Raw genomic sequence first — 14,547 nt, 5'->3', positions numbered from 1 at the left:
CCACAAAACAGGACACGAAGACGAAATGCAAGAGCAGCCCAAGCAAGCCAACGAAGCCAACCCGTCGCGCCGTAAAGCATTGAAGCTGCTGGCGGGCGCGCCCATGCTGCCCTTGGGCGCCTTCTCCCTGTCGACACTGCTGTCCGGATGCGGCGGCAGCGACGACGCCGTCGCCGGCACGCCTGCATCGTTCAAATCGGCGGCGTTTTCATCGATGGCCGCGCCTTCTCTTGCCAACGCCGCCGCCATGGCGACGACCACCGTGGCGTCCACGCTCACCGTGTCCATGAGCGACGGCAGCACGCAGGACTACAAGCTCGCGTACCAGCCATTCTTCGTGACCGGCGACATGGTCCCGAACGGCAACGGCGGCACGATCGTGAGCGGCGGTTATTACGACATCAACAATCAGCCGATCATCGACCGGTCGGTGCCGGGCAAGGAGCGCCAGTTCTATTCGGATTGCCCGGACGGCAGCTCACTGCTGTCACTGGATAAACCGACGGTCGCCGGCATCAAGGGCCGGGCAGTGTTCGCGGTCGTCCAGTTCGAATATGCAACGCGCGATCAAAACATGGTCTCGGCGTATGGACAGTTGCCCTCGCCAATCGCGGTATTGACGCTCGATCAGGACCAGACCACGGGCAAGCTCACGCTCGTCAAGTATCACAACGTGGATACGTCGAAAGTGAATGGACTGTGGATCACGTGCGGCGCGAGCCTTTCGCCATGGAACACGCATTTGTCGAGCGAGGAGTACGAGCCGGACGCAACGACCATTTCGAGCAACGCGCAGTTCAAGGCCTACAGCACGAGCCTTTACGGCGACGCGGCGCGGGCCAATCCGTACAACTACGGCCACCTGCCGGAAGTGACGGTGAACCCCGACGGCACCGGCACGATCAAGAAGCACTATTGCCTCGGGCGCATCTCGCATGAACTGGTTCAGGTCATGCCGGACAAGCGCACGGTCATGATGGGCGACGACGCCACCAACGGCGGCTTGTTCATGTTCATTGCGGATCGGGCGGAGGATTTGGCGTCCGGCACGCTGTATGTGGCGAAGTGGGCGCAGACGTCATCGGCGGGAGCGGGTTCGGCGAACCTGACATGGATCAGGATTGGCCACGCGGCCAGCGCCGAAATCCAGGCACTGGCTTCGAGCCTGAAGGCGTCGGACATCATGGATGTCGCGACCAAGGATCCGCTCGATACGAGCTTCAGCAAGATCAACTACAACGGCACGTTCAACTGGATCCGCATCAAGCCGGGCATGGAAAAGGCAGCCGCGTACCTGGAAACGCATCGTTATGCCGCCTTGATTGGTGGAAGCCTTGGCTTCACGAAACTGGAAGGCACGACCGTCAACGCAGCCGACAAGATCGTCTACACGGCGATGTCGCGCGTCGAGAAGTCGATGGTGAAGGGCAATGCGGCATCGACCGATGTCGCCGTGGATGCGGCAATCAACGCGGGCGCGGTCTACGCGCTCAATCTGAAGTCAGGGCAAAAGGACACGAGCGGCGCGGCTATCGACAGCGAATGGGTGCCGGTCGACATGGCAGCGCCTGCCGCGCTCGTGGGCGAAGACCTCGCCGCGCCCGATGCGCTCGGCAACACGGCGAGCGCCGCAAAGATCGCGAATCCGGACAACCTGAAGTTCTCGGAAAAGCTGCGCACGCTCTTCATTGGCGAAGATTCGAGCATGCACGTGAACAACTTCCTGTGGGCCTACAACGTGGATACGAAGACCTTGTCGCGGGTGTTGTCGTGTCCGGCCGGCGCGGAATCCACCGGCCTTCATGCTGTGGATGAAATCAACGGATGGACCTACATCATGACCAACTTCCAGCACGCCGGCGACTGGGAAAGCCCGGTCCACGACAAGGTGAAGGCCACGCTGGACCCGCTCGTGCGGGCCAACTACAAGGACCGCTTCGGGGCCACCGTGGGTTACCTCACCGCCGACACGACCAGCATCAGGCTCGGCAAGCGCCCAGGCTAGGAGCCTTTGCGATAGCCGTCATTCAGAGTCTTCAGGAACGCGATGATGTCCTTCATTTCCTGGTCCGTCATCGCGGGCTTGTCGCCAGGCTTGCGGTCGAAGGGCGCGTCGGCCACGTCGACGTTCGCGTGGAACTGCGCAGGCAGGTCGTCGTATTTGTTGACCTTGCCGTCGGCGCCCTTTGGATAGAACTTTTCGGGCGCGGTATTGCGCTCGTTGTAGAACGACATGACTTCGTCGAGCGAATGATAGACGCCGTTGTGGAAGAAGACCTGGCGCGTGGCGGCGTTGCGCAGCGTAGGCGTGAGGAACATGCCGCAATATTGCGTCTGGTCCTTGATGTCGCTGCGGAAGGGGCCGCACACACCCATGTCGAAGAACTTGGGATCCTGGTTGATCGTGAGTTTGGTATTGCGGGGTACGCCCAGCGCTTCGTACTGGTAGTCCGTGAACATCGGCGGCGTGCCGTCGGAACTCGGTTTCGACAAATGGCAGCCGGCGCAGTTGGCCTTGTCGGGATCGTTGAAAAGACGCAGGCCGTGCAACTCGGCTTGCGTCAGGCGCGCCTTGCCCTCGAGCCAGTAATCGTACTTGCTCGAATACGGATGGAACGCCTGTTCCTCGATCTGATAGCGCGCGACGGCGAACATGGCTTCGGCGGTCGCAAGCTCCGTGCTCTTGAAAATGTTCGGGCCGAACAACTGCTTGAAGTCGCCCATGTAAGCGGTGCGCTGCAGTTTGGCGGAGACATCGTCGAGACTCGTGTTCGCCATTTCAACAGGATTGAGCATCGGGCCCGAGGCTTGGGCCTGAAGCGTGTCGGCGCGGCCGTCCCAGAAGAAACCACCTTGCGGGACCATTGCGGGCGCGGCAGGCGCAACGCCCGCGTTCTTTTGCGCCCGGGCGGTGCCGGCAGCTTGGGAGGCGAGGGCGGCAAAGTCGGGCGGCGCTTCCGCTTCGCCGGCATCCGGCCCGATGCTGAAATTAGGCTGCAAATACAGGTACATCAGCGAAGGCGGCGGACGATAACCCTGCAACGTCATATGCGGTCCGCCCAGTTGCACCGACAGGTTGTTGGGCGGTCCGAACGCGCGGTCCGGACTGTGGCACGAGGCGCATGATTGCGTGCCCGATGCGGACAGGGATTTATCGAAGAAAATCTTTTGGCCAAGCAACGCCACCGCGCTCAGCGGCGCGACCGGCGGACGGCTCAGCAGGACGGGATTCGGGTTCGCGCCCGTCAGGTCTTCCACAATGTCGCCCACGCGCGCAGGCACGGTCGCCGGATATAGCACGGCCCAAACGCAAAACGCGATCGCGGCGGCGAGCGCCGTGGCGATGCACCAGAGCAGGACGATTTTCGGACGCGGCAGGCGTGGTTTCTGCCCGGCATTCGGCGACATGGAAGGTGTGGCGGTATGCGACATGGGACCTGGGGATACGGGAAGCAGTAGTGAAAAAGTCGCCGCCCTTGAAGGGACGGCGACGAGGCACAAAGCGGACTTCAAACATCAGCCCGCGTCAGGCTGCGACGCGGGCGCCAAGCAAGAAAGCAAAAATCAGATGGTGGGAACCGATGCCACCGGCGTACCCAGGTTCTGATCGATGAACACCTTCGGGTTGTTACCCGCGCCGCTGAAGTTGAACAGGCCCATGATGCTGCCGGACGTTGCATCGAACGAACCGCCGCCCAGGCGATTGCCATTGAGCCAGTTGTCTTCGATGAAGCGCGTGACAGATGCCTGGCTGATCTGCGTGTGGTCCACGTAGTTCACCTTCGCCCACGGCGAGATCACGACGAACGGCGTACGCGTGCCCGGACCGCAACGGCCATTGACCGGCGCGCCCTTCACACCCAGCGGAGCCGTGCCCGTGCCGCACTTGCCGGCGCCGTTCACCTGGTCTGCATTTGCGTCGAACGAAGCGGCCGTCGGCGTTGCGAAGGCATGGTCGTACCAGCCGTCCGAGTCATCCCACGCCACGATCACAGCGGTGCTCGCCCAATCCGGCTGCTGCTGCAGGAAGTTGACGACCTTCGAGGTGAACGCCTGTTCGTCGAGCGGATCCGAGTAGCCGGCATGGCCGTCCTGGAACGCCGGAGCCTTGATGAAGCTCACCGACGGATAGTTGCCAGCCTTGACCGATGCAAAGAAGTCGTCGGTGTCGTACTGGTGATTAGCCGGTTCCGGCGTCTTGCCATCGGCTTCGAGCGACAAGCCGATAACTGCCGTGGAGCTCGGACGCGCATGCGTCGGGTTGGCCGTCGACGTGTAGTACTGGAACCAGTTGTGATGCGGCACGTAGTCGGCCGTTGCCTGACCCACTACCGGCGACAACGTGCTGCGCTTGCAGGACGTCGTGCCGTTGCTGTTCACGGTGGCCAGGTTGAAGCCGCCCATGAAACCGCCCCACGAGATGTTCGCCGCGTTCAGCAGGTCGCCAATGTTCTTGCCTGCCATCAACGCCGTGTCGGTCGTGCTCGAACACACGTCGTTCGCCGGGTCGACGTCGTTGATCATCGTGAAGCCGCCCTGGCCGTCGTTGACGTAGTAGCCGCCCGTGTTCGTCGCGCTGACCGGACCCTGGCTCGCCTTGACGATCTGCATGCCGTTGGTCTGGCCCGACACCACTTCGAGCGCGCCCGGCGTCGACGGACCGTACGTGTCCGTGTAGGCGTTGTCGCTCATCGCGAAGTGCTGCGCATAGTTCCACAGGGCGCCGACCGTGTTGCCGTCGTAGTAACCCATGACCTGGCCAGCCGTACCGAACGAGCCAGCGCCGCCTGCCGTGCCCTTACCCGTGAACTTCGGGAAGAGGTCGGCTGCGCCGTTGTCATAGGCCTGTTGTTCTGCACGATAAGCGTGGTTCTGGTCGGCCGACGCGGCTTGCGTGCGGTCGAGGCGGAACGGGTTCGCAGCAGCCGTGCCGTTCGCCGTGTTCGTGAAGTTAAGGTTCGCCGTCAGCAGCGCTCCGCTCAGGCCATTCACCGCCGGCGTGCCTGCCGCGGCCGTGAACGCCGGCTCGCCGGCCGGGTTCGCTGCGTTCGGGTAGGTCGCGAAGTAATGATCGAACGAAACGTTCTCGTTGTAGATCACCACGACGTGCTTGATCGGTGTGGCCGTCGCGAGACGGTTCTGGATCGACTGTGACGAGTCGGGGTTGCTGTCGTTGCCGCCACCGCACGCATACAGGCCAATGGCCATTGCTGCAGTGGGTACGCCAACCAATAGGGCTCGACGAAACATGTGTGAAGCTCCGATGTCGTTTGTTGTGTGTAAAGCGTGTGGCCGTGTGGCCTTTGGGGACGAGTCCGGACTTGAAGACCATTTTTCGATCCGTCCGCATTGGAACACCTGCACATGAACCCCAAAAGGCGCTCCGCTTTCGTCATGGTTACTTCCACATAACAAGCAGAAAGAGTTGGTAAGGGCGGGTTCCAAAAAGATGACATGCTGGCAGTGCATGGTCATGGCGGCGTCACACAGCGCTCCGATAATTCGTGGCGCTGTAACCGTTTTCATTTTTTCGGACAACCGGGTCATGCACGCAACCATCAGGGACGTCGCCGCGCATTCCGGCGTGTCCATTGCCACCGTATCGCGTGCGCTAAACACGCCGGAGCTGCTCAATGCCGAGACGCTCGCGAAGGTGCGCGAGTCCATTGAAGCGCTCGACTTCATGCCGAGCGCACGCGGCCGGCAGCTTCGCGGCGTGCGCACGCGGCTCGTTGGCGTGATCGTGCCCACGCTCGCCAATCCGGTGTTCGCGGAGTCGCTGCAAGGTATCGACGAAGCCGCGTCCGCGAGCGATTACCGGCTGATGCTGATGACGACCGCTTATGACAGCGCGCGTGAACGCCGCGCCATCGAGACCTTGCGCGAGCAACGCGTGGACGGCCTGATCGCGACCGTGGCCGATGCGGAATCCAATCCGCTGCTCGACGAACTCGACCGCATCCACTTGCCGTATGTGCTCGCGCATAACGACACGGTGCGCCGCGCGGCGGTATCGGTGGATAACCGGCGGGCTGCTCGCGATGGCGTGTTCGCGCTGCTGCAGCGCGGCCACAAGCGCGTGCTGATGCTGGCGGGATCGTTTGCTGAATCCGACCGCGCGCGCTTGCGGTATCGCGGTTATGAGAACGCGATGCTCGACGCCGGCCTCACGCCCTACGCGCCGCTCGAAATGGATTTCAACGCCGAGGAGTTGCCGCCGAGCCTGCTCGCGCATCTCTCCGACCCGTTGCGCCGTCCGACCGCGCTCTTTTGCAGCAACGACCGCCTCGCGATGATCGTGATTCGCGGTCTGCGTCACGCGGGCTTGTCCGTGCCTGGCGATATCTCCGTGCTTGGCTTCGACGGCATTCCGCTTGGCGAGTGGTTATCGACCGCGCTTTCCAGCGTCGCCACGCCCAATCGGGAGATTGGCCGGCATGCATGGCTTCGTCTTGCGAAGCAACTGGGCTTGCCCGGCGACCCGGATGACGCGCTCGATCCCATTGCCTTCAAGTTGCCTCATAGCGTGCGAATCGGCGCGACTATCGCGTCATATATCGAACCCGCGGCCCGGATGGCCGCTCTCGAACCGGAGAACCCTGCATGAAAATCCGTCAAGTCTTAGCCACGCTGCTCGCAGCGACGGCCACCTTCTGCGCGGCCGGCGCGGCCCATGCCGAAGGCACCGCGATCTGCTACAACTGCCCGCCGGAATGGGCGGACTGGGCGAGCCAGATTGAAGCGATCCAGAAGCAAACGGGCATTCGCGTACCCTTCGATAACAAGAATTCGGGCCAGGCGATCGCGCAGATGATGGCCGAGCAGAAGAGCCCGATTGCAGACGTGGTGTATCTCGGCGTTTCGTCGGCGTTCCAGGCGAAGGACAAGGATCTCGTGCAGCCGTACAAGCCCGCGCACTGGAACGATATCCCTGCAGGCATGAAGGATCCGAACGGTTACTGGTTCGCGATCCACTCGGGCACGCTGGGCTTTTTCGTCAACAAGGACGCGCTTGATGGCAAGCCCGTGCCGCGTTCGTGGGCCGATCTGCTGAAGCCCGAATACAAGGGCATGGTGGGTTATCTCGATCCGTCGTCGGCGTTCGTGGGCTATGCGGGCGCGGTCGCGGTGAACCAGGCGCTCGGCGGCACGCTCGACAACTTCAAGCCCGGCCTCGACTGGTTCGCAAAGATGAAGGCGAACGCGCCGATCGTGCCGAAGCAGACCGCCTACGCACGCGTGATGTCCGGCGAAATTCCGATCCTGCTCGACTATGACTTCGATGCTTATCGTGCGAAATACAAGGATCACGCCAACGTGGAATTCGTGATTCCGAAGGAGGGCACGATTGTCGTGCCGTATGTGATGAGCCTTGTGAAAGGCGCGCCGCATCAGGCGAATGGCGAGAAAGTGCTTGATTTCGTGCTGTCCGACGAAGGGCAACGTCTTTGGGCCAACGCGTTCCTGCGTCCGGTGCGCGGCGCCGCGTTGCCTCCCGACGTTGCCGCGAAGTTCCTGCCGGCTACCGACTATGCGCGTGCGAAAGACGTGGATTTCGCGAAGATGGCCGCGAAGCAAAGCGCATTTGGCGAAGAATATCTTCGCGTGATGCACTGACATTTCAGCCATGCAGGATTCCACCTTCTCCACGCGCGCGCGCATTGCAATGCTCGCACCTGCGCTCGCAGTATTCATCGCGTTCTGGCTGCTGCCGCTGGTGGCGCTGCTGCAGGCAAGCGCCGTGCCGAATGCGTTCACCGCGTATCGCGAGGTCCTGACCAATGCGCGATATCTGCATAGCCTCGCCGCGACGATTGCGTTGTCGGTGGCGGTGACAGCGGTGACGCTGGCATTATCGACGGTGGCGGGGTTGTTTCTCGCGCGCCGCGATGTACCGGCAAAGCGCTTGCTGGTCGCGCTGCTGACGTTTCCGCTGGCGTTCCCGGGCGTGGTGGTGGGATTCATGGTGATCATGCTCGCGGGGCGCCAGGGTTTGATTGGCGCTATCTCGACACGGCTGACGGGCGACCGCTGGGTGTTCGCGTATTCGCTCAGCGGCCTGTTTCTCGGCTACCTGTATTTCTCGATACCGCGCGTGATCGTGACCGTCATGGCGGCTGCAACCAAGCTCGACGCGTCGCTGGAAGAGGCGGCGCGCTCGCTGGGTGCGTCGCCCTGGCGGATCTTCGCCGATGTCGTCCTGCCCGCGCTGACGCCCGCGTTGATCGCGGCGGGCGCCGTATGTTTCGCGACCGCGATGGGCGCATTCGGCACCGCGTTCACGCTCGCCACCGACCTCGACGTCTTGCCTATGACCATCTACACCGAGTTCACCCTCAACGCGAATCTGGCGACGGCGGCGGCTTTGTCCATCGTGCTCGGCCTTGTGACGTGGGCCGTGCTCGCGGTCGCGCGCAGCCTGACGGGCGCGACTGTCGCGGCCACGGCGTGAGGTCGCGCGATGCCTGAATTCATGAAGCCGCGCGGCTTGCTCGTGGCCGGGCAAGTCATTGTCACGCTCGCGCTCGTTGCGTTCATGGTCGTGCCGGTTGTGATGTCGGTCATGGCCGGTCTGACCGTGAATTACTTTCGCGGGGTATCGAGCGGACTCACGCTCAAGTGGCTCGGACAGGTATGGGCGATGTACCAGGGCTCTGTGTGGTTATCCATAGAGATCGCGCTTGCCACGCTCGCTATCACGCTTGCGACAGGCGTGCCCGCTGCGTATGCGCTTGCGCGCAGCAACAGCCGCTCGGCGAGATGGATTGAAGAACTGCTCGTCTTGCCGATCGCGTTGCCCGGACTTGCCACGGCGCTCGCGCTGCTGTCCGTGTATGGCGGATGGAGCGCCTTCCGGTCGAGCATGTGGTTCATTGTGGCGGGACATGTTGTATTCACGCTGCCGTTCATGGTGCGCTCGGTCGCAGCCGTGTGCGCCGGAACGGATTTGCGCACAATGGAAGAAGGCGCGGCGAGTCTTGGCGCATCTTTCATGCAGCGTTTTCTCACCATTGTGTTGCCCAATGCGCGGCCCGGCATTGTTGCCGGCGCGCTTGCTGTGCTGACGTTGTCTATCGGCGAATTCAATCTTACGTGGATGCTTCATACGCCCGATACGAAGACTCTGCCCGTGGGACTCGCCGATGCATATGCGTCCATGCGGCTTGAAATCGGCAGCGCGTACACGATACTTTTCCTGTTGATGACCCTGCCGTTGCTGATCGCGATGCAGTGGCTCGGCGTCGATCCCGCCGGTGCGCAAAGTGCTCGCGCGGCGGCGAAGCGCAAGCGTGCGTTGCGGCGTGCGCCCGCGCTTGCCGAAGCCGAGCCTGTTCAAACCCCAACCGTCAAGACTGCGCGATGAGACTCGAAGCCGTTCCCGTCACCCTCAGCCGATGCGCGAAAACATTCCGCGGACAACGCGTGCTCGAACCCGTCGATCTGTCGATAGAACCCGGCGAAACGCTCGTTCTGCTCGGGCCATCCGGTTGTGGCAAGACGACTACCTTGCGCCTGATCGCCGGGCTCGAAAAACCCGATGCGGGCGGCCACGTCCGCTTTGGCGCGGACGATGTCACCGCGCTGCCCATTGAACGCCGTCAGGTTGGCATGGTGTTCCAGAACTACGCGTTGTTCCCCAACCTCACGGTGCGCGGCAACGTGGGTTATGGTCTGCGGATTCAGAAGGTGGATGCATCGGCGGCGCGTAGCCGGGTCGACGAATTGCTGGCGATGACAGAACTCACCGCGCACGCCGACAAGCCGATTACCGAGTTGTCGGGCGGACAACGTCAGCGCGTTGCGCTCGCGCGCGCGTTGGCGCCGAGACCGCGCGTATTGTTGCTCGATGAACCCTTGACCGCGCTCGATGCACGCCTGCGCGAAACCTTGCGCGCCGAGATGAACGCGCTGTTGCGCGAGCTGCGCGTGACGAGCATTTATGTCACGCACGATCAGTCCGAGGCGATGGCGCTTGCTGATCGTATCGTGGTGATGAGCGCGGGACGGATCGAACAATGCGGTACACCGCGCGAAATTTATTATCGGCCGGCGACGCGCGCGGTCGCGCAGTTTATCGGCACGTTGAATCGCGTGGCGGCAGAATGCCGCGATGATGCGTTGATCGCGCCCGGGGGCACGATCGACGTAAAGGGACTTGTCGCGCAGTTACGTGTCCCGAATGGCGCGCGCGCAGAAGTTTTCTTCAGGCCGGAAGACGCTGAGCTCGTCAATCCCGAGTCCGCGCAATTACGCGGCACGGTTGAGTCGGCGGTGTTCCTGGGCGAACGCACGCGCCTGAAAATCAGGGATGCCGCCGCCGATGCCTTGATCGTCGATGTCCCCGGCCGAGTGGAACTGGCGCAGGGGACCATGGTGGGGATATCGGTACGCGACGAGGGCTGGGTCGCACTGCACTAAAACATCAGGAGAATGTTGTCATGCTGTTAGCTCAAATTTCCGATCTGCATATCAAGATTCCGGGCGCGCTGGCGTATCGCAAGGTCGATACCGCTGCCTGCCTGCGCAAGTGCGTCGAGCGTCTCAACACAATGAGTCCGCGGCCCGACGCAGTTCTGGTGACCGGGGACCTGACCGACTTCGGGACGGTGGACGAGTATCGGCATGTGGCCGACTGTTTGAAGCCGCTGACGATGCCGGTGTATTTGATGGTCGGCAATCACGACGATCGGGCTGCGCTGCGCGAGGTTTTCGACACCGATTATTTGCAGAAAGAGGCTACAGGTACCGACTTCGTGCAATTCGCGTTCGACTTGGGCGAGTTGCGGGTCATCGCGCTCGATTCGCAGATTCCCCGTGCAAGCCCGGGAACCTTGTGCGACGCACGCTTGCAATGGCTCGAACGGCAGTTGGACAAGGCGCGTGGCCGGCCGGTTATCGTGGCGCTGCATCATCCGCCGTTTGCGACCGGTATTGGACATATGGACGACATGGCGCTCGATGCCGAAGCCGCAGCGAAGCTTGCGACGTTGATATCACGACATCCGAACGTGGAGCGCGTGCTGTGCGGACATGTGCATCGGCCGGTGCATCGGCGTTTTGGCGCAACGATTGCATCCATAGCGCCATCGACCGCGCATCAGGTCGTGCTGGACCTTCACGCCGACGCGCCCTCGCGGTTCGTGCTCGAGCCCGGCGCGTTCGCACTGCATTACTGGAACGCCGATGTCGGGCTGGTTTCACATCACGCGTATGTGGAGCGGTTTGATGGACCGTATCCGTTTTTCGATGACGACGGGGCGCTGGTGGATTAGGGTAAGAGGCATCCCTTTACCTGACGATCGGACGCGTCCAACCACGGTCACGTTCCGCCAAAAACTCAAAAATAATGGCAGACGTAATCCAGCGTCTCGATCACCTCGATATCGAAACTCGTATTTGCCGGCACCGCGATCGATTCGCCCGGACCGTAGTCGCGCCATTGGTCCTCGCCCGGATTGCGCACGCGGCAGCGTCCGGCGTTGACATCGATCTGCTCGGCGGCTTGCGTCGAGAATGTCAGCGATGCGGGGAAAATAACGCCTAGCGTCTTGCGCGTGCCGTCGCCAAGCAGAACGGTATGCGATACGCATTTCCCATCGAAGTAAATATTCGCGCGCTTGATGACCGAGGCGTTGTCGAATTGCGTGTTTGTCGTGTCCGATGTCATGCGTAAGCATCCTTTTTGCGGTTGATGTGCCGAGGGCATTTTAATCGTGCCGCGAGGCCATGTCATTTAGCTTGGCCTTAAGACCAAACAAATTCAAACGGGAAAGCTGGTAGTGGACAAGATTTCCTTGAGCACCATGAAACTGCGCACTTGCCGTACTCCCGGCAGATAAAGCAATTGTTCGGCATGCAGCTTGTTGAAGCTCTCGCTGTCCCGCGTGCGGATCAGCATGAAGTAGTCGAATTCACCTGTCACCACGTGACATTCCATACACCCCGATACTTTTTGCGCGGCTTTCTCAAAAGCGGCAAAGGACTCGGGCGTCGATCGATCCAGCACCACGCCGATCATCACCAGCATTCCGGCATTGAGCTTCTTGGGCGCAAGCAAAGCGACGATCCCGCTGATGAATCCCGCCTGCTTAAGCCTTTCCACGCGACGCAAGCAAGCTGGCGCGCTGAGATTGACCTTGGCCGAAAGCGCGACATTGGAGATGGATGCATCGCGCTGCAACTGCCGCAGGATTGCCCGGTCGACGCGGTCAATTTCATCGCCTGAGCGCTCAGGCGGCTCAACGGTCCTGGCGTTTCGACCCAAACCAGAACGAATTTTTGTTGCGTTCATCAGCAATTCTCCGAACGTTAATTAGGCCAATTACCCGATTAAAGCCCGCTAATAAAAATAATGCATTTATCTTTGCAACACCGCTTGCGGCGAATTTTTCTACCCTATTCGTATCGGCGCGTATCGGCGCAAATGGTTGCGGCGACTTGGCTGATCACAGGAGCGACATATGAATCTCAGGAAATTCCCGCGGCATGCGTTGACGTTCGGCCCCACGCCAATCCAGCCGCTCAAGCGGCTATCGGACCATCTTGGCGGCAAGGTCGAACTGTATGCCAAGCGTGAGGACTGCAATAGCGGCCTTGCATTCGGCGGCAATAAAACCCGCAAGCTCGAATATCTGATTCCTGAAGCGCTCGCGCAGGGATGCGATACGCTGGTGTCAATCGGCGGAATTCAATCGAACCAGACGCGACAGGTCGCCGCCGTCGCCGCGCATCTGGGCATGAAATGCGTGCTCGTGCAGGAAAACTGGGTCAACTATTCGGACGCCGTGTACGACCGCGTGGGCAACATCCAGATGTCGCGGATCATGGGCGCCGATGTCCGGCTCGTTGCGGACGGCTTCGACATCGGCTTTCGCAAGAGTTGGGAAGACGCGCTGGAAAGCGTGCGGCAGGCGGGCGGGAAACCTTACGCCATTCCGGCGGGGTGCTCGGACCATCCGCTGGGCGGCCTTGGCTTCGTTGGTTTTGCCGAGGAAGTGCGACAGCAGGAAGCGGAGCTTGGTTTCAAGTTCGATTACATCGTGGTGTGTTCGGTGACGGGCAGCACGCAGGCGGGCATGGTCGTCGGGTTCGCGGCGGATGGCCGCGCGGATCGTGTGATCGGGATCGATGCATCGGCCAAGCCCGAGAAGACACGCGAACAGATTCACCGGATCGCACGCAAGACGGCGGAGCAGGTGGAACTCGGACGCGACATCACGGCAAGCGATATTGTCCTGGACGAGCGTTACGGCGGCCCCGAATATGGTCTGCCGAATCAGGGCACACTCGACGCAATCCGGCTATGCGCAAAACTCGAGGGCGTGCTGACCGATCCCGTATATGAAGGCAAGTCGATGCATGGAATGATCGATAAGGTCACGCGTGGTGAATTCCCGGCGGGATCGAAAGTGCTTTATGCGCACCTGGGCGGCGTGCCGGCGCTCAATGCGTACAGCTTCATCTTTCGCGAGGGCTAAGAGCAAGGGAATAAATCGGCTCGACCAGCCGTTTTGTAAGCTGTACGCTGAAGCAAGCCACGCGTTTCCTAAGGCATGAATGCTGCCGGAAATGCAAAAGCGAATTGGATTTAAGCAACGGAATAGACCCGGAGTGTGAGGTGTTGTGTCAAGGCAGCCAGGAAAAACCCAAAACGGTAACGGCTGCAACTACTCCACACTTACGGGTTCCACCATGCTCAACTCGCTCATTTCCCGCCGTAGCCTGATTGCAACTGGAATGCTGGCGTCAGCTGGCGCGGCGCTGTCAAAGCTTGCTTTCGGCGCCACGCCGCAAGACATGTCCGGCAAAATGCAGGCCGAAGCCAAGCCAACGCTTGGCGTCGTGCCGGCTTATCTGGGGTCGTCGCCGCAATCGCTGCCGCCGCTCCCATACGCGGAAAACGCGCTTGAGCCGGTCATTTCGGCACGTACCATCAGCTTTCATTATGGCAAGCATCATCGTGCGTATTTCGACAATCTGCATAAGCTGCTGGCCGGCACGCCGCTGGCTCAGGCGTCGCTTGAGCAGTTGATCGTGCAAACGCATGACCAGCCCAATCTCGCCGATGTTTTCAATAACGCGGCGCAGGCTTGGAACCACAACTTCTACTGGAATTCCCTGAGCCCGGTGGCCACGCAGCCAAGCGAGAAACTTCAGGCGGCCATTGCGCGGAAATTCGGTTCTGTCGAGTCGTTGACCAAGGCATTGGTTGCGACCTCGGCATCGCAATTCGGCAGCGGCTGGGGTTGGCTCGTCGTGGATCAGGGCGAGCTTGCCGTGGTTAAAACGAGCAACGCGGAAACACCGTTCACGCGCGGCCTCGCACCGCTTCTGACCGTGGACGTATGGGAACATGCCTATTACCTGGACTATCAAAATCGCCGCCCGGACTATCTGGTCGCAACGGTTTCGCAGCATTTGAACTGGGCGTTTGCATCGGCAAATCTGGACCGGGTTTGATCGTGCGGGGCGTCGCGCAAGCAATGTGAAGGCATGCAAGGCGGCGCATGGTTTGTAGTTCACCGGCAACTATTCAGGCGGGAATTT

Annotated in this window: 13 protein-coding genes; 9 read left to right on the top strand and 4 right to left on the bottom strand. The window is 61.2% G+C overall.

Annotated elements, in window-relative coordinates; all coding sequences use genetic code 11:
- Positions 1-25: 25 nt before the first annotated feature.
- Entirely contained in the window at positions 26-2,005 is a 1,980-nt protein-coding gene (locus ACRWA7_RS00805; RefSeq protein WP_438390658.1) for a PhoX family protein, read from the top strand.
- Here ACRWA7_RS00805 and ACRWA7_RS00800 read toward each other — a convergent pair.
- Together ACRWA7_RS00800 and ACRWA7_RS00795 are read right to left on the bottom strand one after the other, a co-directional pair.
- On the bottom strand, positions 2,002-3,432 hold the full coding sequence (locus ACRWA7_RS00800; RefSeq protein ID WP_438390657.1) for a cytochrome-c peroxidase: 1,431 nt from the start codon (positions 3,430-3,432) through the stop codon (positions 2,002-2,004). The two genes, ACRWA7_RS00805 and ACRWA7_RS00800, sit on opposite strands and share 4 nt — an antisense overlap.
- A 132-nt stretch (positions 3,433-3,564) precedes the next feature.
- Entirely contained in the window at positions 3,565-5,250 is a 1,686-nt protein-coding gene (locus ACRWA7_RS00795) for a phospholipase C (protein ID WP_438390656.1), read from the bottom strand.
- 295 nt (positions 5,251-5,545) lie between these two features.
- Between ACRWA7_RS00795 and ACRWA7_RS00790 the strand changes: the two genes are divergently transcribed.
- The 6 genes from ACRWA7_RS00790 to ACRWA7_RS00765 are packed head-to-tail and all read left to right on the top strand — an operon-like array spanning position 5,546 to position 11,273.
- Complete coding sequence (locus ACRWA7_RS00790; RefSeq protein ID WP_060858745.1) at positions 5,546-6,607, top strand: substrate-binding domain-containing protein; 1,062 nt, start codon at positions 5,546-5,548, stop codon at positions 6,605-6,607.
- Entirely contained in the window at positions 6,604-7,617 is a 1,014-nt protein-coding gene (locus tag ACRWA7_RS00785) for an ABC transporter substrate-binding protein (RefSeq protein WP_438390655.1), read from the top strand. Before ACRWA7_RS00790 ends, ACRWA7_RS00785 begins: the two co-directional genes overlap by 4 nt.
- Before the next feature lie 10 nt (positions 7,618-7,627).
- Positions 7,628-8,452, top strand: coding sequence for an ABC transporter permease (locus ACRWA7_RS00780; RefSeq protein WP_438390654.1), 825 nt, complete (start codon positions 7,628-7,630; stop codon positions 8,450-8,452).
- Positions 8,453-8,461: 9 nt separating this feature from the next.
- Positions 8,462-9,364, top strand: coding sequence for an ABC transporter permease (locus tag ACRWA7_RS00775; RefSeq protein WP_438390653.1), 903 nt, complete (start codon positions 8,462-8,464; stop codon positions 9,362-9,364).
- Entirely contained in the window at positions 9,361-10,419 is a 1,059-nt protein-coding gene (locus ACRWA7_RS00770) for an ABC transporter ATP-binding protein (protein WP_438390652.1), read from the top strand. Before ACRWA7_RS00775 ends, ACRWA7_RS00770 begins: the two co-directional genes overlap by 4 nt.
- A gap of 20 nt (positions 10,420-10,439) precedes the next feature.
- The gene (locus ACRWA7_RS00765; protein ID WP_438390651.1) at positions 10,440-11,273 is read left to right on the top strand and encodes a phosphodiesterase; all 834 of its coding nucleotides are present in this window, start codon (positions 10,440-10,442) and stop codon (positions 11,271-11,273) included.
- 65 nt (positions 11,274-11,338) lie between these two features.
- Here the strand turns inward: ACRWA7_RS00765 and ACRWA7_RS00760 are convergent, their stop codons facing one another.
- On the bottom strand, positions 11,339-11,668 hold the full coding sequence (locus tag ACRWA7_RS00760; protein WP_060858750.1) for a pyrimidine/purine nucleoside phosphorylase: 330 nt from the start codon (positions 11,666-11,668) through the stop codon (positions 11,339-11,341).
- Between the two features lie 93 nt (positions 11,669-11,761).
- Entirely contained in the window at positions 11,762-12,292 is a 531-nt protein-coding gene (locus ACRWA7_RS00755; protein ID WP_438390650.1) for an Lrp/AsnC family transcriptional regulator, read from the bottom strand.
- Between the two features lie 169 nt (positions 12,293-12,461).
- Between ACRWA7_RS00755 and ACRWA7_RS00750 the strand changes: the two genes are divergently transcribed.
- Together ACRWA7_RS00750 and ACRWA7_RS00745 are read left to right on the top strand one after the other, a co-directional pair.
- Complete coding sequence (locus ACRWA7_RS00750; protein WP_438390649.1) at positions 12,462-13,478, top strand: 1-aminocyclopropane-1-carboxylate deaminase; 1,017 nt, start codon at positions 12,462-12,464, stop codon at positions 13,476-13,478.
- 214 nt (positions 13,479-13,692) lie between these two features.
- On the top strand, positions 13,693-14,460 hold the full coding sequence (locus ACRWA7_RS00745) for a superoxide dismutase (protein ID WP_438390648.1): 768 nt from the start codon (positions 13,693-13,695) through the stop codon (positions 14,458-14,460).
- Positions 14,461-14,547: the final 87 nt, after the last annotated feature.

Origin of the sequence: Caballeronia sp. DA-9 (genome assembly GCF_051615025.1) — a bacterium.
Classification (GTDB): domain Bacteria; phylum Pseudomonadota; class Gammaproteobacteria; order Burkholderiales; family Burkholderiaceae; genus Caballeronia; species Caballeronia sordidicola.
The sequence above is the reverse complement of the archived record's forward strand: the minus strand, read 5'-3'. Positions and strand labels throughout refer to the sequence as shown.